The sequence below is a fragment of the Cyanobacterium sp. HL-69 genome, assembly GCA_002813895.1.
Classification (GTDB): Bacteria; Cyanobacteriota; Cyanobacteriia; order Cyanobacteriales; family Cyanobacteriaceae; genus Cyanobacterium.
This window is the reverse complement of record CP024912.1, coordinates 997569-1023808: the sequence shown is the minus strand read 5'-3', so window position 1 is coordinate 1023808 and position 26240 is coordinate 997569. Positions and strand designations below refer to the sequence as shown.

Sequence of the window (26240 nt, the reverse complement as noted above, 5' to 3'; positions counted from 1 at the left end):
AACTCAGGTTAACTACATGTACGCCTAGTTTTATTTTTGATAGGATCAGAGTATTAACGATAACGCCTGTGATACCCATGCCGAATCATCTTCTCCATGCCCAAAGCCTTTACTTGCGCAAACACGCTCATAACCCCATTGACTGGTATTCTTGGGGAGAAGAAGCCCTGAGTAGGGCAAAACAGGAGCAAAAACCTATTTTTCTTTCCATTGGTTATTCTAGTTGTCATTGGTGTACGGTGATGGAGGGTGAGGCTTTTTCTGACAGTGCGATCGCACTTTACCTAAACAATAATTTTATCGCCATCAAAGTAGATAGAGAAGAGCGCCCCGACATCGACAGCATTTATATGCAAGCCCTACAAATGATGACAGGGCAAGGAGGATGGCCCCTCAATATCTTCCTTACCCCCGATGACTTAGTACCCTTTTATGGTGGCACATATTTCCCCCTCGAACCCCGTTACGGGCGCCCCGGCTTCCTCCAAATCCTCGAATCCATCCACAACTTTTATCATCAACAAACCGAAAAACTCAACGCCCTTAAACAAGAAATAGTCGGCATTCTTGAAAAGAATAGTAACCTCAAACCCAATCCAGGCAATCACCTTAACCCCAAACTCCTCAGCCAAGGACTAGAAAAAAATAGCAAAATTTTAGCCCGTAACGAATACGGTAGCCCTCGTTTTCCCATGATGCCCTATAGCAACACCACCCTAGTAGGTATCCATACCCTTTCCCCCGAAAATGCCAACAAAGCCCATGAACTGTGCATCCAAAGGGGTATAGACTTAGTAAATGGCGGAATTTATGACCATGTGGGCGGAGGATTTCATCGTTATACCGTGGACTCTACATGGACAGTTCCCCACTTTGAAAAAATGCTCTATGATAATGGTTTAATCATGGAATTCCTTGCCAACCTTTGGAGTAGTGGCACAGAAAAAACCCAATATCGGGTTGCCTGTGAAGGCACACTGGCTTGGCTAGAAAGGGAAATGAGCGCTCCCGAAGGCTACTTTTACAGCGCCCAAGATGCCGATAACTTCCCCAATATTCAAGATGAAGAGCCCGAAGAAGGAGATTTCTATGTTTGGCATTACCTCGATTTGCAACAAATTCTTAGTCATGAAGAATTAATTGCCTTTCAGGAAGTATTCACCATCAGCAATGAGGGCAACTTTGAAGGGAAAAACGTCTTACAAAAACATCCTGACAAACCCATCACCCCCCTAGTTAAAACCGCCCTCGATAAACTTTTCACCATGCGCTATGGGCAAAAACCAGATAAATTAACCACCTTTGCCCCTGCCCGTAACAATGACGAAGCCAAATCCCTAGAATGGTTGGGGCGTATTCCCCCTGTCACCGATACAAAAATGATTGTAGCATGGAATAGTTTGATGATTTCAGGATTAGCAAGGGCTTATGGAGTTTTTGGAGATAGTAAGTATTTAGATTTAGCGGAAACTGCTGTTAAATTTATCCTCAAAAATCAATGGGAAAATCAAAGATTACACCGTTTAAATTATGGTAATAAAGTTAGTACATTGGCTCAATCAGAAGACTATGCTTTTTTGATTAAAGCCCTCCTAGATTTACAACAAAATTCTCTCAATGCAGGAAATTATTGGTTAGAAAAAGCTATCAAAGTACAAGAAGAATTTGACCATTATTGTTATGATCAAGAGGATGGTGGATATTATAACAATGCCCATGATAATAGTAACGATTTACTGATCAAAGAAAAGGGTTATATCGATAATGCAACCCCTTCTCCTAACGGTGTAGCTGTAGCTAATCTCGTTAGATTAGGATTAATGACTGATAATTTAAAATATTTTGATAAGGCAGAAAAAACCCTAAAGATATTCTCCGAAAAAATGACTGATTCTCCCGTTAGTTGTCCTAGTTTATTTATGGGTTTAAAATGGTTTTTAGATGGTAGTAGTGTCAAAAGTAATGTGCAACTTTTAGAAGATTTAAATAAATTATATCTACCTAATTATGTTCCTTGTATTAGTAAAGATATTCCTGATAATAGTGTTGGTTTGGTATGTCGTGGTTTATCATGTTTAGAACCAGCTGTGACGAAGGAACAAATTATCGAGCAAGTAAGTATTACAGGGGGTATATAAAAAATTTATTTTTATTTTTATGTCTTCACTCAGGGGTTTTATCCCCTTATCACTTAATAAATAAATTCGTAATTTTATCTGAGTGTGCCTTGAATCATAAGGCTAAGGGGTTATTTTTAATAAATTGAAGTAATCATGATTTAAAATATTTATAAAACAAACAAAATTTACCCTGTCGGAATATAGCATAATGGCGATCGCAATTGATTTTGGTACAAGTAATACGGTTATCGCAAAATTTGATCCTGATACCCAAACAACAGAAGTAATTAAACTACCAAAAATTGCTCAACAAACTGCTATTAATCCAGAATTAATTCCTAGTTTAGTATATGTTAAAGATGCCCAAAATAAAGATTTATTAATAGGGCAAAAAGTAAGAGATAATGGTTTAGATATTGGTAATAATCAACGATTTTTTAAAAATTTCAAAAGGGGTATTGGTTCCAATATTCAAGGTTTTTTACCCCAATTAGACGAACAGAATATTACCTTTGAACAAGTAGGAGAATGGTTCTTATCGGGGATATTAAAAGAGTTGTCAGAAAAGCCAGATTCATTAATTATTACTGTGCCTGTAGATAGTTTTGAAAGTTATCGTAATTGGTTGACAGAGGTATGTCAGAAGTGGGAAATTGAGCAGGTAAGAATTATTGATGAACCTACCGCAGCAGCTTTGGGCTATGAAACCCAAGATGATGATTTTATTTTAGTGGTAGATTTTGGGGGAGGAACTATTGATTTTTCTTTAGTACAATTAGAGTTAGGAAAAAGTAACCAAGCCCAAGGATTTATTTTGAAATGGGGCGAAAAGGTATTAGGTAAAAGCTCGGCTCAAAAAAATAAAGTTGCCAAAGTAATTGCTAAGGCTGGAATGAATTTAGGGGGTGCTGATTTAGATAACTGGTTGATGGATTATTTCCACAAGGAAAAAGATATACCTAAATCAAGTTTAATTAGTCGATTGGCTGAGAGGATAAAAATTAAATTATCTGAGGAAGAAACTGCTGAAGAAGTTTATTTTAATGATCGCACTTTAGAAACCTATGAGTTATCTTTAGATAGGAAAAGTTTTGAGCAAATATTAAACGAAAATCAATTTTTTGAGCAATTAGATAATCTCATTAATAACCTTTTACAACAAGCCCAACGAAATGGAGTAGTTAGAGAAAATATCGATAAAGTGCTATTGGTGGGGGGTGGTAGTCAAATTCCAGCCCTACAAACTTGGTTACAACAATATTTTAACCCAGAAAAGATAAAGTGCGATCGCCCCTTTTCCGCCATTGCCATGGGTGCATTAAAAATCGAACAAGGCTTACAAGTAAAAGACTTTCTTTACCATAGCTACGGTATCCGTTACTGGAATCGCCGTAAAAGTCGCCATGACTGGCATACCATTATCCCCAGTGGGCAACCCTACCCCATGGGCAATCCTATCCCCCTATACCTTGGGGCATCGGTGGAAAACCAACCTAGTATTGAATTAATTATCGGGGAATTGGGGCAGGAAACCACTAGCACCGAAGTTTATTTTGATGGCGATCGCATTGTAACAAAACAAGTAAGCAATGGTAATACAACCGTGCAACCCCTTAATGATAAAGAAGGGGGAAGAAACATCGCCCCTTTAAATCCTGTGGGTACCCCTGGGAGCGATCGAATTAAGGTATTATTTATCGTAGATGAACAATGTACCCTCAAAATCACCGTGGAAGACTTGTTAACGAACGAAACCTTACTTGATAACTGTGCCGTTGCGCAACTTAGTTAAACTTCTTGCCCCCAAACCATTACCTACTAACCACTTATAATTATCTCTTTAATTTTATCTGATACCATCTGCAACTGTTCATCCTTAATACCAGGATACATAGGCAAAGAAAGAATATTATCACAAAGACTTTCGGCATTAGGAAAATCCCCTTCTTGATAACCCAAATAACCATAGGCAGGTTGTAAATGACAAGGAATAGGGTAATGGATACCCGTTTCAATACCTATTTTATTTAACTTATTCTGAATTACATTGCGATCATAAACCTCAGAAGGTTTTATATTAATAACATACAGATGATAAATATGCCCCTTACCCACCACATTTTTAATGGGAGTGATGCCATATTGCGCCAAGGGTTGTAAAAGTTGGTCATATTTTGCCCCCGCTTGATTGCGCCAATCATTCCATTTTTGTAAATGGGGTAATTTAATTTTTAATACCGCCCCCTGCACAGTATTTAAACGGCTATTGATTCCAAATTCCGTGTGATAATATTTTTTAGGCGCACCGTAATTTCTGAGACTGCGTACTTTTTGGGCGATTTCTTCGTTATTTGTAACCACCATGCCCCCATTACCAAAAGCCCCTAAATTTTTACTCGGATAAAAACTAAAAGCACTAGCTAAACCAATACTTCCTGCTGTTTTTCCTTCCCGTTGGGCAAGGTGGGCTTGGGCGCTATCTTCAAAGATGATTAAATTATTACTCTGGGCAAAGTCTTGTAATTTTTGGGGTGATACCATCTGCCCATACAAATGCACTGGCAATATAGCTTTTGTCTTCTTGGTAACGGCTTTTTGTGCCGATTCTAAATCAATGAGGGCGGTGTTAATATCACAATCCACTAATACAGGTTTTGCCCCTGCCAAGATTACCCCGATAACCGTAGCGATGAAGGTATTAGCTGGAACAAGTATCTCATCCCCCTCCACAATACCACAAGCTCTGAGTCCAAGGGCGATCGCATCTGTACCACTACCAACCCCAATGCCATAACCCACACCACAAGCCTGCGCAAAACTAGCCTCAAACTCCCTTACCTCCTTACCCAAAATAAAATCCCCTCGTCCCATCACATCCCGAATACTTACATCAATTTGCCCCATCAAAGGCTCATTTTGCCAAGACAAATCCACAAAGGGAATATTTAGATTATTCATGAAGCCCATTAAAATATTTTCATTAATTGATCCCTAATAGTAAAAGATATTACTTGCGGAGAAACCGATAAATTAACATTTATTCTTGCCCCATAAACATTGACATAAAATCAGGACAAGTAAATACCACATATTATCTAAAAAATAACAATATCGTTACAAAAATTTATTTAAATGTAGCAAAATAAAGTCAAACTTTTCCGAGACTTTTGTTAAATTGTAACCCTAGATTATCCTGCAGAGGAAAAAGTTAAGATTTAATCAGAAAAATTAAGAGTCATTAAAAATCATTAAGGAAAAGATTAATAAATATCATCATCCTTTATCTTGTCAAACGTACCACCCTTGTTTATGCTTATGTTAGATAAAAATTAAAATTCTGACATCAAAGTAGAATTATCAAACAAAAAAAATTAAACATCCTTAGTTTTTTTTGCTCAACTAGAGTGTTTTCCCATACAAAGGGATAAGCTGTCAAACAAAGTAGTACAAAAGTCCTATTTTAATGGTAATTTTAACAACATACAGAATTAGGAGATAACAAAAACCAAAAATGTCAATTGCAGTAGGAATGATTGAAACCCTAGGGTTTCCAGCAGTGGTAGAAGCCGCTGATGCCATGGTGAAAGCCGCTCGTGTAACCCTTGTAGGTTATGAAAAAATCGGTAGTGGTCGTGTAACCGTCATTATCAGAGGAGACGTATCAGAAGTACAGGCATCTATTGCCGCCGGGATTGAAAGAGCCAATGGTGTCAACGGTGGAGAAGTACTTTCTACCCACATCATCGCTCGTCCCCACGAAAACCTCGAATACGTTTTACCCATTCGCTATACCGAAGAAGTAGAGCAATTCCGTAGCTATTAAAGAAAAACCTTAATTCAACTACCAAAACAATAAGTAGTTTTAACTTAAATTAATACAAAAATAGGAACTATTAATTATGTCAATTGCAGTAGGAATGATTGAAACCCTAGGGTTTCCCGCAGTAGTAGAAGCCGCTGACTCCATGGTGAAAGCCGCCCGTGTAACCCTTGTGGGTTATGAAAAAATCGGTAGTGGTCGTGTAACTGTTATCGTTAGGGGAGACGTATCAGAAGTACAAGCCTCCATCGCTGCAGGTATCGAAGGTGCTAACAGAGTAAACGGTGGTCAAGTGCTTTCTACTCATATCATTGCGCGTCCCCACGAAAACCTCGAATACGTTTTACCTATCCGTTACACCGAAGAAGTAGAACAATTCCGTAGTTATTAATTTTTAATAGCTACCTACAAACATCATAGTGTCAGTCAAAACAACAAAAAGTAACGATTATGTCAATTGCAGTAGGAATGATTGAAACCCTAGGGTTTCCAGCAGTGGTAGAAGCCGCCGATGCCATGGTGAAAGCCGCCCGTGTAACCCTTGTGGGTTATGAAAAAATCGGTAGTGGTCGTGTGACTGTTATCGTCAGAGGAGATGTCTCCGAAGTACAAGCGTCAATCTCTGCGGGTATTGACAATGTAAAAAGAGTAAATGGTGGTCAGGTATTATCTCACCACATCATTGCTCGTCCCCACGAAAACCTCGAATATGTATTACCTATTCGTTATACCGAAGAAGTTGAGCAGTTCAGAGAAAGCATCAATCCCCGTCCTTTAGGCGGCAACAGAAGACCATAATTTTAGGTTAATCAAGTGCAAATAGCTCAAGTATGCGGTACGGTCGTTAGTAATCTTAAGTCAAGGAATTTGACTGGGGTAAAACTTCTCTTGGTTCAGTTAATAGACGCTGAGGGTAATCTTCTTCCTACCTATGAGGTGGCCGGGGATACTGTTGGTGCGGGGATTCATGAGTGGGTTTTACTGACTAGGGGCAGTGCGGCAAGAAAGGAAGCAGGGCAAGAAAATCGTCCTGTAGATGCCATGGTGGTGGGCATTATTGATACAGTTACAGTCGCATCAGGAACGCTCTATAGCAAGAAAGATGAGGAGAGAATGTATTAATAATCTACTGCCTTTTTCCTTTCTCAACACCACGAGGACAAGGAGACTAACGAAGAATAACAGGGAACTTGTTAACCTCTTTTGTCCTTTCATAACAGATCGTAGTATAAAAAAATGGAGGTTTTCATGCGCGTCCCTAGAATGGCAGCGCCCCCTACTCCTTGGTCAAAGAATTTGACCGAGCCGAGGGTAGATGAAACTGCCTATGTTCACTCTTTTTCTAATCTAATCGGTGATGTGACGGTGGGTTCCCATGTGATGGTAGCCCCCGGTACTTCTATTCGTGCGGATGAAGGTACTCCCTTTTATATTGGTGATGATAGCAATATTCAAGATGGGGTGGTAATTCATGGTTTGGAAAAAGGTCGAGTCAGGGGTGAGGATGGCAAAGACTATTCAGTTTGGATTGGTAAGGAAACTTGTATTACTCATTTATGTTTAATTCATGGACCTGCCTATGTGGGTAATAATTGTTTTATCGGGTTTCGTTCCACAATTTTTAATGCCAGAGTGGGTGATGGTTGTATCGTAATGATGCACGTACTGATTCAGGATGTGGAGATTCCCCCAGGAAAGTACATTCCTTCGGGGTCAATTATTACTAATCAACAACAAGCTGATCGTCTTCCTGATATTCAACCTGAAGACAAGGAGTTTGCGGCCCATGTAGTTCATGTCAATGAGGCTTTGGCACAGGGTTATCTTTGTGCTGAAAATGATGCTTGTATGGCAAGTTTCCGCACTGAGGGTGTCTCTGTTTCGTCTAATCATAATAATAATCAAGATAGTAATAGTTATCAATCAGTAACTAATATGAGTTTAAATACAGATATAGTAAATCAAGTTCGTTCTCTGCTCAGACAGGGTTATAAAATTGGGGTGGAGTATGCGAGTGTACGTCGTTTCAAAACTAAGTCTTGGTTGACTGGTTCCATCGACAATAGCACCCAAGAAGCCCAAGTTTTAGCGCACTTAGAAAGTTTTTTAAATGAACATCAAGGGGAATATGTTCGTTTGATTGGGGTGGATACCCAGGCAAAGGCAAGGGTGGCAGAAATTATTATCCAGCGCCCCGATGATACCCCCGGGCAACCTTCCCGTTTAAATACTACTTCCGTCGCTCCTGCGGTGGCTCAGGCTAGTAGTAATGGCGGTGGTGCTTCTGTGGTGGCGGCCAATGGTACTGATATTAGTGGAGAAGTGCGATCGCTCATACAGGGCGGTTTTAACATTGGGGTAGAACACGCAGATCTACGTCGCTTCAAGGCAAAATCTTGGATCACTGCTCCTAGTATTACCACCAATTCTGTGAATGAGGCAGTCAAAACCTTACAGGGTTATCTCAAAGAGTTTGATGGGGAATACGTGCGTATTATTGGGGTAGATCCTCAAGCGAAAAAACGGGTATCCCAAACCATCATCCAGCGCCCGGGGGAGTCCGCTTCTGGGGGTAGTAATGGCGCGAGCCATGCCCCTCGTAGTAATGGTAATGGTGGCTCGGTGGCCACTAGCTTAAGTGCTGATGCGGTGCAACAGGTGCGTTCTTTGTTGAGTCAGGGTTATCACATTGGTACTGAACACGCTGATCTACGCCACTTTAAAGCCAAGTCTTGGAAGAGTTGTTCTCCTATCAAGGCAACCAATGAACGGGATGTTTTAACGGCCCTAGAGGGTTGTATGAAAGATCATGCAGGAGAATATGTGCGCATGATTGGCATTGACGCCGAAGCTAAACGTCGTGTATTGGAAATGATGATCCAGCGGCCTGGAGACACCCCTGAAGCTCACACTGTAAGAACTTCTCCTAGTGCCAATGGTGCTAGTCGTCCCGCTGCTGCGGTGGCTTCTTCTAATGGTCGTAATGGTCATACCGTTAGTAGCCGTTTAGGGGATGATGTACTTAAGCAGTTGCGATCGCTCTTATCCCAAGGTTATAAAATTGGTACTGAACACGCCACCGTGCGCCGTTTCAAGGCTAAATCTTGGCAGAGTTGTTCTCCCATCGATAGCACCAACGAATCTGAGGTTATCAGAGCCTTAGAAGGTTGTCTTCAAGACCATGACGGCGAATATGTCCGTATGATTGGTATTGATACCGATGCCAGAAAACGTGTAGCGGAAGCTATTATCCAGCGCCCGTAGTTTTTATTTCCCCCTCTCAATTATTGCTCATTAGTTGATAATAATGAGGGGGATAAAATCAATTTTTAATTTTTAAAAGCTATTTCTAGGCAATAAATAAAGTAAATTTAAATTTAGTTTCTATCAAAAATATTAGTTTTCTAATCTATTTCAATATATATTAATTATTAATTAATACCTTTTATATTTCATTTTTTTAAAGTTCAAAAACATAATTTAGCTCGAATGTCATTACCCATTCTGCAACCAAGCACCATTAAAAATATTCAAATCAGAGGCGATGTCACCATTGATGATAGTGCGGTAATTGCTGATGGTGTGATCATAAATGCTCCCGAGGGGTCAAAAATCATCATCCATGGGGGTGTGTGCTTGGGCATGGGTTCTATTATTACTGCTTTTCCTGACGCTACCATAGAAATTAAAGCCAATGCCATTTTGGGGGCTGGTTGTCTTATTTTTGGGCAATGTATCATCGGTAATCAAGTGTCTATCGGTTCGGCGGTAACGATTTATAATACAGATATTGAGCCTTTGAACGTGATTCCTTCTGGTACGGTAAAGGGCGATCGCTCCAGAACTGTTACCATAGAAAGTGAGACTATTCCCGAATCCTCTACCCCTTCAGAAGATATATTAGAGGAAAATCAAGAAATTACCACCGCCCCAGAATCCGACAAAGCCAAAACTGATGCCAAGAAACAACAAGAGCATCTTAACAAGTATAGAAACAAAATTCCATCTATTCCAACGCCCCAAAATCAAATAGATAATAACACTTCCCCAGATAGTCAAGATAACCAAGAAAGCCCAGAAGATATTCTAAATAAAGAAGAAAATCAAGAGCCAACCAGAACCGATGAAGATCCTTGGGGTATAGTGAAATCAGACTCCCAAGAAGTCGCAGGAAAGTTTTATATTAACAGACTATTCGTCACCCTATTCCCTGAAAAAAATATACCCCCTCAACACACTTAAAAACAAAGGGCCAGAGCGTTTTTCACTCTTACTTAAATGCCCCAATTTTTACCTATATCCCATTATCAATTACTAATAAGAGCCTTTATAAATACGCTCGGCTTGTTCGGCAGAAAGACGATTAGAGCGAGGATAGTTTTCTGCGACAGTGTTAATCTTATTGGTTTCTTGTAATTGTTTGCTCATTGGTGAGGATTTGGGAGTATTTTGACTGCCATGGGAATTATCAGTTTTATCCGCAAGATTGCCAGATACCTTACGATAATAATTAGTGGGTTTTAGATCATATATAAATTCAGGGGGAGCGTTTCTAGTTTCTAAATCAACAAAATCATGGCTAAGGGGATCATAAGCGAGGACATCTCCAGATTCAATGTTATACACCCAAGCATGAAGTGCTAATTTACCTTGATATAGTTTACTTCTGATGACGGGATAAGTGGCTAAATTTTCTAGTTGAGTGAGGACATTTTCGGCGATCGCAATGGGTAAAACTTCTTCATCGGAAAGATCTCCATAATTATCTCTTAGAAGACGACGGGTAGCTTCTGCCTGTTTTAACCATTCATAAACCAAAGGCATTTGGTCTTCTAGCTTAGACATTTTTAACAAACCCTTCATCGCTCCACAATGGGAATGACCACAGACGATTATATGCTCAATACCAAGGGCGGTGATGGCATATTCAATGGATGCCCCTTCTCCTCCATTGGTAGCACCGTAGGGCGGCACTATATTTCCTGCGTTACGAATTACAAACAAATCACCTACATTGGCTTGGGTGATAAGATTGGGGTCAATACGAGAATCAGAACAAGTAATGAAGAGAATACGGGGATGTTGTCCTTGGGAAAGTTTTTCAAATAATTCTTTGTGGCTTTCAAAATAACCAGCATGGAAGCGGTGTAGTCCTTCGATCAGCTTTTTCATGGTTTCTCTTTAGCTATGCTCTCGTGTCTTTTATCTCGTTGTAATGACCGTGTCTGATTATACCTTACCAAGGGTACATGAACAATTTACATCTCCTTGGGATAGTAATAAATATTACTTATTTTAGGGGAAGTCAATAAATAAGGTTATTTAATAAAAAAATGTTTTAAATATAGAATTTATAAACTATTCCTGCCTGATCATTTACTGAAAAATTACCGTCCAACTCTTGAGCTTTATTATCTAAATATTCTTTGGCTTTTTCTACGGGTAATTGAGCTTGTAAAGCAAATTTTAGTACCGTTATTTCTCCTTCATTTTCTGCTAATATCTGCAAGAATATTTGTTCTTTATCAATTTTATTTTTGTCAACATTGTTTCTTTGATTATGTTTTAAATCCAAGATTAAGTAAGTAGCGATACCTGTGGGAGGTAAACCGAGAATAAATAAAGCTGCGATCGCCCCTTCTCTGTCATCTTGAGCGGTATTACTATCAATTATTTGAAAAAGAGCTAAGGAAGTTATGGGTAAACCGATGATTAGAAAAAAACCAATTAATATTTTCTTGATTGCATTCATCATAATCAAAGTACATATTAGTAATTAATGAGACTATTTTAGATGTTTTTCTCGTTTTGCCTATATCTATCCTTGTCTTCAAATTAAATTCTCTAAATGTAACAGAACAAAATGCCACAAAAAAAGGTGCAACTATGTTGCACCCCTAATATTAATTTGAATTGTCGTAGTGTTTAACCAATGACACTAAAAGCAATAACAAAGCTCAATACAGCACCAAAAACAATGAGGGCATAAAATTGCGCTCGTCCATTTTCCAGATACTTCAAACCTTCACCACTGACGATGGTAAATAAACCCGTTAGGTTAACTGCACCATCTACCACTTTGTAATCAACCTCCATGATGCCCCGAGCGATACGGCGACATCCTTTGACAAAAACACTGTCATAAAATTCGTCAAAGTACCATTTATTAAGGGAAAATTGGTATAAAGTGGGGAACTTAGAGGCGATCGCACTGGGGTCAATTTTCTTACTGCTATACATCAAAGAGGCCAAAGTAATACCAATTAAAGCAATGCCCACAGAATTACCAGCCATGATGAGAAACTCAGTCAAATCAAAATGGTGAGCAACTTCCGTCACCGCCTCATTAGGAGAAGCAATAAATTCCTCGAAACGGTTATTCCAAGGCATTCCCAAGAAACCAACCAACATAGAAGGAATAGCCAACATCATCAAGGGAAAAGTCATAGTTAAAGGAGATTCGTGGGGTTTTTCTCCGTGATGTCCTTCATCAGTGGGAATAATATTCGCCGCTGCCAACAACTCCTCTTGAATTTGATGATCCTTACCTCTAAAGTCACCCTCAAAGGTCATGAAATACATACGGAACATATAAAAAGCGGTCAAACCAGCAGTTAACCAGCCGATTAACCATAGAGCAGGATTTGCCTCAAAAGCCAAGCCTAAAATTTCATCCTTCGACCAAAATCCAGCAAAAGGAGGAATACCACAAATGGCCAAAGTACCAATCAAAAAACAACTAGAAGTAATGGGCATATATTTGCGTAAATTACCCATCAAACGCATATCCTGTGCCAATACAGGCTCATGTCCGACCACTTCTTCCATACCATGGATTACAGAACCAGAACAGAGGAAAAGCATCGCTTTAAAATAAGCATGGGTCATAAGGTGAAATAAACCAGCACTATAAGCACCGATACCCATAGCCATTACCATATATCCTAACTGAGAAATAGTGGAATATGCCAAACCCTTTTTAATGTCATTTTGAGTCAAAGCAATAGTTGCACCCAATAGGGCAGTAAAACAACCCACCCAAGATACTAAATCCATAGCCACAGGAATAGGCTCAAATACAGGGTACATCCTAGCGATCAAAAATACCCCAGCGGCCACCATGGTAGCAGCATGAATAAGAGCGGAGATAGGGGTAGGACCTTCCATAGCATCAGGAAGCCATACATGGAGAGGGAACTGGGCTGATTTTGCAACCGGACCTAAAAAGACCAAAACCGCAAATAATGCTGCTAACCATCCAGCAAGTTCTCCTGAAACAACCAATTCATGAAGCCTAATGCCCATTTCGCCAAAGTCGAAGCTACCCGTTGCCCAATATAAACCGAGCATTCCCAGTAATAAGCCAAAGTCACCCACACGATTGGTAACAAAAGCCTTTTGACAAGCATCAGCGGCCGCTTTGCGATCGTACCAGAAACCGATGAGTAGATAAGAACACATCCCCACCAATTCCCAAAAGATATACACTTGCACAAGGTTAGGGCTAACTACTAAACCCAACATCGAAGCACTAAAGATGCTCAGATAGGCATAAAAACGCACATAACCTTCATCGTGAGCCATGTAACCATCGGTGTAAATCATCACCAATAGTGCCACGGTGGTAACGATAACCAGCATCAATGAGCTAAGGTGATCGATGGTGTAACCCATACTCAGGGAAAAATCTCCCGCTGATGCCCATTCAATCATTTTTGTGTAGGGTTCTGCTCCTTGCCACTGACTCCAGAACAGAGCCACAGAAAGGGTTAGACAAGCTCCCAATGTGGAGATAATAAAGATTGAATTAACCTGCCTTAATTTATTAGTGGCTTGGTTAAAAGAGATTAAGCCAATACCCACTATCATTGCAGAGAGTAGGGGTAAAGTTGGCACTAACCAAGCATATTCATATAATTTTAAACTGTCCATGTGGATTATTTATTTGATTTATCCATAACGCTATCATTGTGACATATCATTACTGTCAATGATCAACTAAGATTTTATTTCGTTCTAAACGATGTCTCAATTTCCCCATGATGAGTGAAAAAAGGGAGATTGATGTACTATTCACTCCCACGAAACCCGTGCCAACCCCACCAGATACACTAGGATTATTAGGTAAGTTGGCACAAACCACCTGCTTGTTAAAAGTTTATCGTAATGCTGTTAATGCTGATCAAATTCGAAACGGTATTGGTAAATTGATTACTGTAATATTCAGGTAAGGGCGATCGCAAAGGTAAAGACACTACTCATAGAATATGCTCATCGAGATAGTGTATGGATTATCTATGGAAATCCATTTGGAGTTGTGGTTTAACGGTAAAATCAGAGGGCGAAACCGCTTCAATGTTTCCTGCTTCGATGCGCCAACAGTAGTCGGCAATGGAGAGTAAATCACTAGCATCATGGGTAACGATCAAAAGTGTCCAATGTTGTTTTAATTTACTCAAAAGATTTACTAATTGATCGCGCATTAACCAATCTAATCCCGCTGTGGGTTCATCTAGTAATAGGATACTGGGTTGGCGAATCAGTTGCACGGCAAGGGATAACCGTCTTTGTTGTCCACCACTGAGGGCATGGGGTGGGGTTTCATAGCTTAGATGTCCTAAACCTACTTCTGTGAGGGCTTCTTTTACCCTGATGGCGCTTAATTCGGGATGTCCGAGGCGTAATTCTTCTAATACGTTAGAGCCACAAAAATGTCTTTCGGGGAATTGAAATACTAATCCGCTTAGTTGTTGTAGTTCGACGGAGGTGATTTCTTCTTTTTCCCAAAAAATTTTTCCGCTGGTGTTTTCGGCTAATCCAGCTAAGATTTCGAGAAGGGTGGTTTTGCCTGAGCCACTTTTGCCAACTATTAATCCTAGTTTTTGGGGTTCGAGGTTAAAGTTAATATTTTCAATGATAGGACTAGGGGTGGCGGCGGGGTGATAACCGACATTTTTTAAGGAAAGCATAGTTTAGGCTACAATCATAAGCAATATTTACCTTTTATGATAATTGCTAAAGGTATTGTTAACATTTTTCCTTCAAGAGGCAGTATTTTGATCATGCAAAATAAGAGTAATAAGTTTTTTTCTCTTTTTGGGGTTCGTCGTCAAGGGGCTTTTATTTTCTCTACGATCGCCCTTTCGATGTTATCTTGGGGATTTTCTGTGGGTGCTAGTTTGGCCGCAGATCCTTTTAGAAGAACTAATCCCCGTGAAATAGGAGATAAAACAGAACAGGCTTTTAAGGCTCTTTTCGAGGAAGGTAATTATCCCCGTGCCAAAAGATTATTGGATGAGGCGAAACAATCGGAAACCAATGATCCTTTAGTTCCTGCTTTACGGGCTTCTTTAGCCTATACCGAGGAGGACTGGGCTACGATGAAATCCTATGCCGATGAAACCGTAAGAGTGGCACGGGGGATCGCCTTTGGAGATCCTCTCAGAAGTAATATTTATCTCGCAGTGGGTAATTTTCTTCAAGGGGCTCACAAGTTCGAGGTTAGTGGACCCATGGCGGCTATCGGTCAGTTACAGTCGGTGTTTCGCTATTTTGAACAGGCGGAAAGAATTGATAGTAATGACCCTGAGTTAAATTTGATTAAGGGTTATTTTAATTTAATTTTGGCAGTAAATCTCCCTTTTTCTAGCCCCTCCCAAGCCATTAGTCAGTTACAACAGTTTGGCAGTCCTCAATATTTAGTGGACAGGGGTATTGCCATCGCCTATAGAGACTTAAAAGACTTTGATCAAGCTCTTACTTTCGCTAATAAAGCGGTGGAAAGTACCCCCAATAATCCCGAAATTCATTACCTCCGTGGTCAAATTTTACGGGAAAAAGGTATGCGAGATAATAACGTGGAAGCCCTCGAAGAAGCCCTCAAAAGTTTCGACATTGCCATGGCCAAGATCGATCAAATGCCCGTGGGTGCTACCCAAGAACCCTTAAGGCGCGATCGCACCAGTACCATTGAAGCCCTCGCCCAACTCAAAGGAATCAGCCAATAATCCTCCAGACCCTGTGACAGTTAAGAAAGTGTCACAAGGTTATCTCCCGTTGTTCCTAAATGGATTTTAATAGTGATTAGGTGAGGAGTTAAATATGAGAAGCCTTCGGAGTCGAAACATGGAAAGACGCCCGGAGGTTTTTCTTTGGAATCAATTTTCCCTTAATCAGATCATAACCTGAAGAATTATTGATCAAGATATGATGAGTAGAGACTATAACAATCAGTATATAAAGTTACTCCGCAGTAACCAATAACAAAGTATATAGAAACTACCATGACAGAAACAGAAACCATGAGAGAGACAAAAATCGATCTTAGAGATAGTAAATACTATTTCAATAGAGAACTAAGTTGGCTAGAATTTAACCGCAGAGTGCTACACGAAGCCCTAGACGAAAGAACTTTATTACTAGAAAGACTAAAATTCACCGCCATTTTCAGTTCCAACTTAGATGAATTTTTCATGGTTAGGGTTGCAGCTATCAAACGACAAATAGAAGCGGAAGTAACCAAAAAAACCTTTGACGGCTCCACTCCCATCGAACAAATGGAGAATATCCAAAAATATTTGCGTCCCGTAGTACAAGAACAGGTAGCCAATTTTGAATACAATTTAAAAAAAGAATTAGTCCACCATGGCATTCACCTAATAAATTTCGTCGATCTCAACCAAGAACAAAGAAAATACTTACACGACTACTACGAAAGTAACATATTTCCCGTTCTTACCCCACTCGCCGTTGATCCTAGTCACCCTTTTCCCCATATTTCTAACCTGAGTTTAAACTTGGCCGTATTAGTTAGAAATCCTGACACAGGGGCACAATTGTTTGCTAGGGTAAAAGTACCTAAATCCTTACCCCGTTTTGTTGCTTTCCCTGAACACCTGAGACAAGTGGGAGAAGAAAATCATCAGGACTTACTTTGGGTAGGTGTACCCCTAGAACAGGTAATTGCCCATAATTTAGAATCCCTTTTCCCGGGGATGGATGTGCAAGAGTACCATAATTTCCGTCTTACCCGTGATGCGGACTTGGGAGTACAGGAAGATGAAGCCGATGATTTATTGTTGGCCATTCAACAGGAGTTGAGAAAAAGACGTTTTGCAGGTTCTCCCGTTAGGTTAGAAGTTCATGCTTCCATGCCTAGTAACATCAAAAAAATGCTGATGCAGGGGCTAAATTTACAGCCCATTGATGTGTATGAAATTGAAGGTTTATTGGGTTTAAATGATTTGTTTGCCCTCACGGGGTTTCCTTTACCAGAATTAAAAGATAATCGCTGGAGTGCTGTAGTACCCCCTCCGTTTGATCATTTCCAAGAGTTACTTTTAGATCAAGACGATGATAGAGATGAGCATATCAGCCCTGAATTTTTTGCCATGATTCGCAAGTCCGATTTGATGGTACATCACCCTTATCATTCTTTTTCTTCCACAGTGCAGGAGTTTATTACCCAGTCAGCCCATGATCCAGATGTGATGGCCATTAAGATGACTCTTTATCGTACTTCGGGGGATTCTCCTATCATTAAGGCTCTCATTGAGGCGGCGGAAAATGGTAAACAGGTAGTGGCTTTGGTGGAGTTAAAGGCTCGTTTTGATGAGGAAAATAATATTCTCTGGGCAAGGAAGTTGGAGAAGGCTGGTGTCCATGTGGTTTATGGGTTAGTAGGTTTAAAAACCCATACTAAGATTGTGCTGGTGGTGCGCAAAGATGAGGATAAAATTCGTCGTTATGTTCACATTGGCACGGGCAATTATAATCCAAAAACGGCAAAACTCTATACTGACATTGGTTTGTTTACCTGTCGAGAAGATTTGGGTGCTGATTTGACTGATTTGTTTAACTATTTGACAGGTTATTCTAAGCAAAAGGCTTTCCGTAAGTTGCTAGTTGCTCCTGTGACTATGCGCGATCGCATGATTGCCATGATTGAAAGGGAAGCAAATCATTGTCGTGATGGTGGCACTGGTAGAATTGTGGCAAAGATGAATTCTTTAGTGGATGTAGCTGTTATCGAGGCGCTTTATCGGGCTTCCCAAGCGGGGGTAAAAATAGATTTGATTATTCGGGGCATTTGTTGTTTACGGCCAGGTATGGAAGGGGTGAGCGAAAATATTAAGGTTATTAGTATTATCGGTCGATTTTTAGAACACTCTCGTATCTTTTATTTCCATAACAACGGTGAGGAGGAAATCTATATCGGTAGTGCCGATTGGATGACCAGAAATTTATCTCGGAGAGTAGAGGCTATTACTCCTGTTGAGGAACCAAAATTGATGAAACAATTGGAGGAATTATTAGGGCTTATGCTTTCGGATAATCGCCAAAGTTGGGAATTACAAACCGATGGCAGTTATATTCAACGTCGCCCCAAAGAAGGAGAAATTGAACATAGTACCCATCAAATTTTGATGGATATGGCACAAAATGGATAACTTAGTTATCAGTTTGCAATGGTTGTAAACACAAAAAAGGTGGGCATTGCCCACCTATTCATTTGAAATAAAAAGCCTATTTAATAAACACCTGCGTTATAGCGTTCGTCACCTTCGTTGAATACTGAAGCAGGGGGGGTGGCGCTGAATTTATCGATGTTAGCTTGTAATCTTTCTTTTTGTCTCTCACTTAGGCCTGGAATGTCTAAAACATCTCCTACTTCTTCGTAAGGGGCATTTTGAATGATCATACTGGCTAATTTAGGATAAAATCCTCTTAGTTCACGAAAGTCTCGGATGTCACTATTATTAACATCAATTTTTTGACCAAATTCAGTGGTTAATAATTCATCGGCGGCGTTACGGCGATCGCCTTCTACAGCTACGATACGGGGGCTTAGTTGACTAATCGCATTAAAATCCAATGCTTGGGCGGGTTGAGCAAATAATAAGGCACAACCAACCACAAGAACACTAAAATATGCGGTAATACTTTGCCATAGTTTCATGAAAATGAACCTCCAAATTTAAGATAATTTTTTAATATGTACTTGAGATTTTGTGATTTTCCCTCGTCTAGGATTACTACCTTGACCAGTTACCAATGAACAATTCTGCCATCTTATGGTGGCTTTTTTTGCTCATTTTTATTTTTAATCTCTAATCCCTAGCATTGAATAATAATGCTATATTTTGGGTAAGATTGCTATGAGTTAATTTTGATTTTATCAGTGAAATACCCCTCATACTTAAAGGTTTGGTAAAGATTTGTAAAGATGAATTAAATAATCTTTCGGTACTTTCATGAATAATTGTAAAATATGAAACAGTTTCGATTATTGCCTCTAGTATGGGGATGTATTAATTTATCTTTGTTTTAGTTTGTAGGAAAAATTTTATATGACATTACAATTAGGGGATACCGTTCCTAACTTTACTCAAGCCTCTAGCGAGGGAGAAATTAATTTTTATGATTGGGCTGGAGATAGTTGGATAATTCTTTTTTCTCATCCCGCCGATTATACTCCTGTATGTACCACTGAACTAGGTACTGTGGCTAGTTTACAATCTGAGTTCCAAAAACGCAACGTAAAAACGATCGCCCTTAGTGTGGACGATGTGGAATCCCATAAGGGATGGATTGGTGATATTAACGAAACTCAAAATACCACCGTTAATTATCCTATCTTGGCTGATGGCGATCGCACTGTAGCCGATTTATACGGCATGATTCACCCTAAATCTTTAAATAACTTAACCGTTAGAAGTGTATTTATCATCGACCCTAACAAAAAGTTAAGAGTAACCATCACTTACCCTGCTAGTACAGGACGTAACTTTGACGAAATTTTAAGAGTTATCGACTCTCTACAATTAACCGACTATCACCAAGTGGCAACCCCTGCCAACTGGCAAGATGGTGATGATTGTGTAGTTGTACCCTCTATCCCCACCGAAGAAGCTAAACAGAAGTTTCCTAAAGGTGTTACCGAAATCAAACCCTATTTACGCATGACTCCCCAGCCTAACAAATAATTACTGGGTATTTTCACGACGAGGGAAGGGATGTAATTATATATTACGTCCCTATTTTTTTTCTCACTATTTCTTGGTAACTTCGCTTTTATCTTTTATTTTTTCCACCAATTTTTATATATTATTGAATTAATGCTCATGTATTCAGATTAAAATATTATGGGAACAAATTGCGGTTGCTCACAGGATAATAAAAATCAAAATCAAGGCAAAGAATTTGATTGGAAAAAAGACTCCATACCAATGGTCATTTCTGGAGTTTTATTTTCTATCGGTTTAGTATTTTATGATGAACTTCACGACACCCCTTACTTTGTGGGGGAATATGTGGTTTTACTTACAGCTTATCTTCTCAGTGGCTGGGGTGTTATCACTCGTGCAGGAAAAAATATATTAAAGGGAAGAATCTTTGATGAAAATTTCCTCATGACGGTAGCGAGTCTCAGTGCGATCGCCCTTCACAAAATACCAGAAGCAGTGGCAGTAATGTTATTTTATCAAATCGGTGAAACATTTCAAGACTACGCCGTAGGAAAATCGCGCAACTCCATCAAATCTTTATTAGAAATTCGCCCCGATCAAGCTACCCTAAAAACAAATACAGGTATTGAAATAGTCTCCCCAGAAAATGTAAATATAGGAGATATTATCATCATCAAAGCAGGGGAGAAAATACCCCTTGATGGAAAAATCATTAATGGTAGCTCTCAAATTGATACCTCCGCCTTAACGGGGGAATCCATTCCTCAAATAGTTAAAGAAGGAGACTTTATTCTAGCAGGTTCCATTAATCAATCAGGCACATTAACGGCCAAAGCCACAAAACCCTTCGCCGAATCTTCCATTGCTAAGATATTGGATTTAGTCGAAAATGCTCAAGGAAAGAAAGCAGAAACCGAAAAATTTATTAGTACGTTTGCTCGATACTATACCCCTGTAGTGGTGTTTTTATCCCTTGGAGTGGCAATTATTCCCCCCCTGATTTTTGGCAGTCAAACCCAGCCACTATGGATTTATCGAGCTTTAATTTTATTGATTATTTCCTGTCCCTGTGGTTTAGTTATTAGTATTCCCTTGGGATATTTCGGGGGTGTGGGTAGTGCGGCAAAAAACGGTATTTTGGTAAAAGGCTCGACTTTCCTAGATGCCTTAACCCAAGTGAAAACCGTTGTTTTTGATAAAACAGGTACTTTGACGAAGGGAAATTTTCGAGTGACGGATATAGTTACTCATAATGGGTTATCAAAATACCAATTACTGGCACTAACTGCTATGGCTGAATCTCAGTCTAATCATCCCGTGGCTAAGTCCATTGTAGAAGAATATGATCAGATTGTTAATAATATTTCCGTTAGCAACTATCAAGAAATTGTGGGTCATGGTGTCATCGCCCAGATAGATAATAAAACAATATTGGTAGGAAGCGATCGCCTTCTCCACCGAGAAAATATTTTCCATCCTCCAGAAGTCTGTACCCTACAAGGTACGACGGTACATACAGCCATTGATAACGAATATGTCGGTTATATAACCGTAGCAGATCAGTTAAAAGACGATGCCGTTATGGCGGTGCAACATTTACAATCCCAAGGCATTGAAGTGGTGATGCTAACAGGGGATAATCAATTAGTGGCAAACTCCATCGCTCAAAGGTTGGGGATAATTAACTATCAAGCTCAATTATTACCAGAAGATAAAGTCAGTGCTTTAGAGGGGATTTTACACCAAGCCAGTAAACAAAAAACCAAAGTAGCATTTGTCGGGGATGGTATTAATGATGCCCCCGTCATCGCTTTGGCAGATGTGGGTATGGCTATGGGTGCATTAGGTTCCGATGCCGCCATTGAAACTGCTGATGTGGTAATTATGGCAGATATGCCTTCTAAAGTTTCTCAGGCGATCGCCATTGCCAAAAAAACTCGTCAAATCGTCTGGCAAAATATTGGCTTCGCCCTAAGTATTAAAGGATTATTTATCATTTTGGGAGCCGTAGGATTAGCAAGTCTTTGGGAAGCTATTTTTGCTGATGTAGGAGTGGCCTTAATTGCTATCTTTAACGCAGGAAGAATTATTAAATTTAAGACTTAGTGGAGGTTAAGGTGCGCTGAATAAAACATAAACCCTTTAGGGCATTGCTAATTTTAAATATGGTTTTTCGTTTAGCCGGAGAATAGCCCTCTTTTGTCACTTTCCATTTTTTCTTACTATTAATTAATTTCATAACTTCTTATAATCGAAAGATTACATATACTACAATTTACTTTTCTTAATTTTGAGTCATCTTTTATTTTAAAGTAACAAATAATCGGGCGATCGCATATAGAGAAAGACTTTTAGAGTTTAGCAATTTCCAAGATTATCGGAGACTGACAAAAGAGGGATATATTTTTGTTATGAGAGATTTGTCTGGATTTTTTAAAGCAGATATGCTATAATATGTTATTGTATCCTGCGGATGTGGCGGAATTGGTATACGCGCACGCTTGAGGGGCGTGTGGCTTCGGCCTTGCGAGTTCGAGTCTCGCCATCCGCATAAATAAACTACCAATGGTTTTTATAATCTGGTTGTACATTAACAAATTATTTGTCATCGGTAACACATTAGTGTCGTCTTAACAAAATAAATGACGTGACAACAGATTAATGTCACTTAAGCAGATGGCGAGACTCGCTTTCAATTCTCTAAAAGAACTCATCCTTGCTCGGAAGTGATTTGCTAACCGCTGGAACAGGATACCTGCATCCTTGTTGCTGAGAGTGCTCTTATTTTCTCTATCCGAAGATAGACAGCATCGGGACAATCAGTTAGCAGGAGCAGAAAGCAAACTTTTAACTAAAAGTAAACTACTCCAAATTTTCGCAAAACAGAGGTCGATAAAAACTTGATTTACGGCACGATTTGATTTATTCTAGCTCAAAATTTTGTGTTTCGGGGAATTTTACCCTCAGTAATATTCTGTTGGATACTCAAAGCTAACTGTAGTGCTTTATCAGTAAATGTTCCCTGTTTAGGCTGTTTGCCCTCTCTTACGACAATACCTACCTTGGCGGAATTAGCCTTAATATTATCAATTAATCGACCATAGCTCCACTGATGGACTTGTACACGGTAATCTTTGGCATATTTTTTTTGCCCTTCTTTATACTCAGGTATTCGCTCCTCAGCCCTAGCTTGTACTTCTGCTTCAGTAATTGATCGCATCTGGCTTAATAGAGGAATGATGATTGTTGAAACTTTATATTCTTGAGCTATTTTGAGAATAGATTTAGCAATGAGACGATCAACGTATTCCCCCAAATTAGATTCCCCTTTCTGTTGAAAACTAGCTCTTTTCCTTGCTTTATGGTTCTGGTGATTCAATTTTTGCTTTTCATTTCTTCTTCTTCTTAGTAGATGATAGTTATCTCCCAACAATTGTTTAATGTTACGGTATAAAATTGCTTTCCCTTCACCAACGTTAACAAGAGCAAGGGTAACAGATTCTTGTAACCCCATAGCGACTCCAAGAAAAAGATTCGGATTACCCTGATAAATAGGTTTACCGGGGCGAGGGAAAATATTATTAAGTCGGGCAAGAGTTGTTTCTTTGCGTTGGATAAATTTTTTTTGAGTATCCCTTAAATCATCTTTTTCTTTCATCCCGTCAATAATATTTAAAACTTCCTTTTGCTTTCTTTGAGCAACTACTTGTGTACCTTCAACAGTCCAATAGTCGGTGTCTAAAGTACAGTGTAAATAAAGTTTATGTTTATCCCATAACTCCCCTTTTCCGTCATCTTCTTTCCAAATAATCATCGCTGAACGCAGAGTGAATAAAGCACTAGAAAATTGATTTTTGTTCGCCTTTTTCAATTCTTGATCTTCGTAGAAGCGCTGAAAATAAGGAAGTTGACGAGAATCACAATAAATTTTAAAAGTATGGTCACTTAAACCATTAAATCGAACATGGAGGCGGTTTTGATCACTTAGACTCCATTTCAAATCTTCATTGGTTTCATAAATGACAGGATAAGGAATAGAAGGGGAATTTTTTTTCAGAGCGGAAAACCAACGATCGCACTGAGCTTGATTGAGGGGCATCGTAGTAGAAGCAAGAGAAGCAAGAATGAGAGTATCTAACCACTTTTGCTGATTTAAGTCTCTGCCAGTGGGAGCAGAAATTTCTATTTGTTTTTTTAGTTTATGAACCTGAATCTCTACTTTCCGTTTGAGTTTCTTGTATTTTTTTTCAGTTTCTACTTTATTGTCTGGGATACTAGCACCATTTTTGATTAGATAAACGATCGCCCCTTGAATCCGAGGATCGTTAGTTGCTTCATACTCCTTAAATAACTTATCAACAATACGCGTGTGAGAAAGAGTGCTATCAATCTCATCGAGAATCTTTTTGGCTTGATTTTGTAACTTTTCCCAAGAACCATCAAAACACTGGAGAATTTCGGTATCAGGTTTCAACATTTCTAACCAGCGAGTATGTCCTTGAAGTCTGAATTTATTTTTATCTTGTATCGTAAACCAAGACTCATAAACATAGTCAATCATCTTATGGACAGAAGCGTAAAAACGAGATGGTTGTCCTTGAAAACGTTTATCTTCCTTTAGTTCAGCAATTTGTTGAGCAAGAAAATTTTTGGGCAGTTTTCCCTTTTCTTTCCACACAGAAAAATCGGGATGTTCTGCTATTCTCATGAAGATTTCATTGATCAAAGGAGTATTTTTCTGACTCATCAACATCCAAAGAAATTGACGGGTATCAGCAGAAGCAACCAAACGACATTGAATAGTGATTAGACTCATAGCATCGACAATAATGTTTAATAAAACATATTTGTATAATAACAAATCATTTTATAATTGTTGCTATGAAACAGGAAGTATTTTTTAGTAGCAAAGATATATCAAAGATTACAGGGTGTTCGCTCCGACAATTACAGTATTGGAGGGATAAGGAAGTTGTTGTACCTTTTATTGGTGCTTCGGGTACGGGAAAAACAATCTACTATTCTTCTGTGGAGTTGGTGGAGGTATCAGTAATGGTATATCTCCTTTCTGTGGGGCTAAATCTGGAGATGGTGCAAAAAATCCTCAATGATTTGAGGGCAAAAGAGCCTGATTTTACTGATAGTGGTTGTAAAAAGCGTTTTATGGTAGTAGCTGGTGATGGTACTGTTGATTTATTGCCTTATGAACAGGAAGGGGCGATCGCCCTTCTGGAGCGGGGAAGGGGAATTATTCCCTTATGGATTCAAACTATTCATCAAAATATTCAAGAATACTCCCTTTATTAGAATAAAATGTATAGGATATGTTAAATATTTTTAAATTTAAACTTTGTGACAATTGTTCAAAAGAAAAAAACTGGACGTTATTATGTTGGAAAAGCGGAAACCATCCTTAATAGTAGGTCTTTTCGCAGATTAAAAGGAAAAATACAATTAATTTTTACATCTCCTCCTTTTCCATTAAATAGTAAAAAAAGCTATGGGAATATGCTTGGTGATGAATATTTAAAATGGTTTAGTGCTTTAGCCCCACTTTTTTCGGAAATGTTGACAGAAAATGGTTCTATCGTTATTGAATTAGGTAATAGTTGGGAATCACAACGCCCAGTTCAATCTTTATTACCATTGCAATCTTTTATGGGTTTTGTTTCTCATCCTGATGCTGATTTGCGTCTGATTCAGGAGTTTGTCTGTTACAATCCTTCTCGCTTACCTTCTCCAGCCAATTGGGTAACGGTTGAACGTATTAGAACAGTTGATAGCTATACCCGTTTATGGTGGATCTCTAAAACAGATAATCCGAAAGCTGATAATTCTAGAGTTCTACGTCCTTATAGTGATCGTATGAAATATCTTCTGAAAACAGGAAACTATAATTCAGGGAAAAGACCTTCTGAACATAAAATAGGAGAAACTAGCTTTCTAAAAGATTGTGGCGGATCGATTGCCCATAATTTATTAGAATTAGAAGCAATGGATTCTAATCGCAAAGTACGTTTACCAAATGCTTTTTCTTTTTCAAATAGTAATTCCAGAGATTTCTTTGCAAAAACTTGTAAAGAAAGAAATATTATTCCTCATCCAGCACGAATGCCAATGGGATTACCTGCTTTTTTTATCGAATTTTTAACAGAGCCAGGGGACTGGGTATTAGATCCTTTTGCAGGAAGCAATACAACTGGATACGCCGCTGCGAGATTAGATCGTAAATGGTTAGCTATAGATGCTGAGGAAAAATATGTAGAACAGTCAAAAATTAGGTTTGAAGATCCTGCCTTAAAAACAACAAAAACATCTAAATAGCATTTTGGA

At 39.1% G+C, this 26240-nt stretch carries 21 protein-coding genes and 1 tRNA gene; 15 read left to right on the top strand and 7 right to left on the bottom strand.

From position 1 onward, the window contains the following. Positions 1–77 precede the first annotated feature (77 nt). Both AA637_RS04630 and AA637_RS04625 read left to right on the top strand, forming a co-directional pair. On the top strand, positions 78–2138 hold the full coding sequence (locus tag AA637_RS04630) for a thioredoxin domain-containing protein (RefSeq protein WP_446684094.1): 2061 nt from the start codon (positions 78–80) through the stop codon (positions 2136–2138). Positions 2139–2328: 190 nt separating this feature from the next. After that, positions 2329–3912, top strand: coding sequence for an Hsp70 family protein (locus AA637_RS04625; protein WP_446684093.1), 1584 nt, complete (start codon positions 2329–2331; stop codon positions 3910–3912). 26 nt (positions 3913–3938) lie between these two features. Here AA637_RS04625 and AA637_RS04620 read toward each other — a convergent pair whose 3' ends face one another. Then, on the bottom strand, positions 3939–5078 hold the full coding sequence (locus AA637_RS04620; protein ID WP_446684092.1) for a DegT/DnrJ/EryC1/StrS family aminotransferase: 1140 nt from the start codon (positions 5076–5078) through the stop codon (positions 3939–3941). A gap of 553 nt (positions 5079–5631) precedes the next feature. Between AA637_RS04620 and AA637_RS04615 the strand changes: the two genes are divergently transcribed. The 6 genes from AA637_RS04615 to AA637_RS04590 all read left to right on the top strand — a co-directional run bounded on the left by AA637_RS04615 (position 5632) and on the right by AA637_RS04590 (position 10182). Next, positions 5632–5943: a carbon dioxide-concentrating mechanism protein CcmK gene (locus tag AA637_RS04615; protein WP_069790048.1), complete on the top strand. Its 312-nt coding sequence runs from the start codon at positions 5632–5634 to the stop codon at positions 5941–5943. A 76-nt stretch (positions 5944–6019) separates the two neighbouring features. Beyond that, positions 6020–6331, top strand: a complete 312-nt coding sequence (locus AA637_RS04610; RefSeq protein WP_015221526.1) for a carbon dioxide-concentrating mechanism protein CcmK — start codon at positions 6020–6022, stop codon at positions 6329–6331. A gap of 59 nt (positions 6332–6390) precedes the next feature. Further along, positions 6391–6738, top strand: coding sequence for a carbon dioxide-concentrating mechanism protein CcmK (locus AA637_RS04605; protein ID WP_069790047.1), 348 nt, complete (start codon positions 6391–6393; stop codon positions 6736–6738). Between the two features lie 15 nt (positions 6739–6753). Next, entirely contained in the window at positions 6754–7062 is a 309-nt protein-coding gene (locus AA637_RS04600; protein ID WP_446684091.1) for a EutN/CcmL family microcompartment protein, read from the top strand. Between the two features lie 126 nt (positions 7063–7188). Further along, entirely contained in the window at positions 7189–9204 is a 2016-nt protein-coding gene (locus AA637_RS04595; protein ID WP_446684090.1) for a ribulose bisphosphate carboxylase small subunit, read from the top strand. Positions 9205–9429: 225 nt separating this feature from the next. Continuing rightward, a complete protein-coding gene (locus AA637_RS04590) occupies positions 9430–10182 on the top strand; it encodes a hypothetical protein (RefSeq protein WP_446684089.1) in 753 nt (250 codons plus the stop codon). A gap of 72 nt (positions 10183–10254) precedes the next feature. Here the strand turns inward: AA637_RS04590 and AA637_RS04585 are convergent, their stop codons facing one another. The 4 genes from AA637_RS04585 to AA637_RS04570 all read right to left on the bottom strand — a co-directional run bounded on the left by AA637_RS04585 (position 10255) and on the right by AA637_RS04570 (position 14909). Then, entirely contained in the window at positions 10255–11112 is an 858-nt protein-coding gene (locus AA637_RS04585) for a carbonic anhydrase (RefSeq protein WP_446684088.1), read from the bottom strand. 166 nt (positions 11113–11278) lie between these two features. Next, a complete protein-coding gene (locus AA637_RS04580; RefSeq protein WP_446684087.1) occupies positions 11279–11695 on the bottom strand; it encodes a hypothetical protein in 417 nt (138 codons plus the stop codon). A gap of 170 nt (positions 11696–11865) precedes the next feature. After that, complete coding sequence (locus AA637_RS04575) at positions 11866–13872, bottom strand: NAD(P)H-quinone oxidoreductase subunit 5 (RefSeq protein WP_446684086.1); 2007 nt, start codon at positions 13870–13872, stop codon at positions 11866–11868. 359 nt (positions 13873–14231) lie between these two features. Next, entirely contained in the window at positions 14232–14909 is a 678-nt protein-coding gene (locus AA637_RS04570) for an ABC transporter ATP-binding protein (RefSeq protein ID WP_446684085.1), read from the bottom strand. Between the two features lie 93 nt (positions 14910–15002). Between AA637_RS04570 and AA637_RS04565 the strand changes: the two genes are divergently transcribed. Further along, positions 15003–15947, top strand: a complete 945-nt coding sequence (locus tag AA637_RS04565; protein ID WP_446684531.1) for a Sll0314/Alr1548 family TPR repeat-containing protein — start codon at positions 15003–15005, stop codon at positions 15945–15947. A 276-nt stretch (positions 15948–16223) separates the two neighbouring features. Continuing rightward, positions 16224–18389 carry a polyphosphate kinase 1 gene (gene ppk1, locus AA637_RS04560; protein WP_446684084.1) on the top strand — a complete coding sequence of 722 codons (2166 nt, stop codon included), beginning with the start codon at positions 16224–16226 and terminating at the stop codon, positions 18387–18389. An 80-nt stretch (positions 18390–18469) separates the two neighbouring features. Here the strand turns inward: ppk1 and psbU are convergent, their stop codons facing one another. Beyond that, positions 18470–18898: a photosystem II complex extrinsic protein PsbU gene (psbU, locus tag AA637_RS04555; protein ID WP_446684083.1), complete on the bottom strand. Its 429-nt coding sequence runs from the start codon at positions 18896–18898 to the stop codon at positions 18470–18472. Between the two features lie 391 nt (positions 18899–19289). Between psbU and AA637_RS04550 the strand changes: the two genes are divergently transcribed. From AA637_RS04550 to AA637_RS04540, 3 genes are all read left to right on the top strand, one after another. Then, on the top strand, positions 19290–19925 hold the full coding sequence (locus AA637_RS04550; RefSeq protein WP_446684082.1) for a peroxiredoxin: 636 nt from the start codon (positions 19290–19292) through the stop codon (positions 19923–19925). Between the two features lie 159 nt (positions 19926–20084). Then, the gene (locus tag AA637_RS04545) at positions 20085–22013 is read left to right on the top strand and encodes a heavy metal translocating P-type ATPase (RefSeq protein WP_446684081.1); all 1929 of its coding nucleotides are present in this window, start codon (positions 20085–20087) and stop codon (positions 22011–22013) included. Positions 22014–22376: 363 nt separating this feature from the next. Then, positions 22377–22458: transfer RNA gene (locus tag AA637_RS04540), tRNA-Leu, on the top strand. 381 nt (positions 22459–22839) lie between these two features. Here AA637_RS04540 and cas12k read toward each other — a convergent pair. Beyond that, entirely contained in the window at positions 22840–24723 is a 1884-nt protein-coding gene (cas12k, locus tag AA637_RS04535) for a type V CRISPR-associated protein Cas12k (RefSeq protein ID WP_446684080.1), read from the bottom strand. Between the two features lie 65 nt (positions 24724–24788). On the opposite strand from cas12k, the gene AA637_RS04530 reads away from it, so the two are divergent. Then, on the top strand, positions 24789–25214 hold the full coding sequence (locus AA637_RS04530; RefSeq protein ID WP_446684079.1) for a MerR family transcriptional regulator: 426 nt from the start codon (positions 24789–24791) through the stop codon (positions 25212–25214). Positions 25215–25259: 45 nt separating this feature from the next. Beyond that, positions 25260–26231 (top strand): DNA-methyltransferase, encoded by a 972-nt coding sequence (locus tag AA637_RS04525; protein ID WP_446684078.1) that lies wholly within the window; start codon positions 25260–25262, stop codon positions 26229–26231. Positions 26232–26240 lie beyond the last annotated feature (9 nt).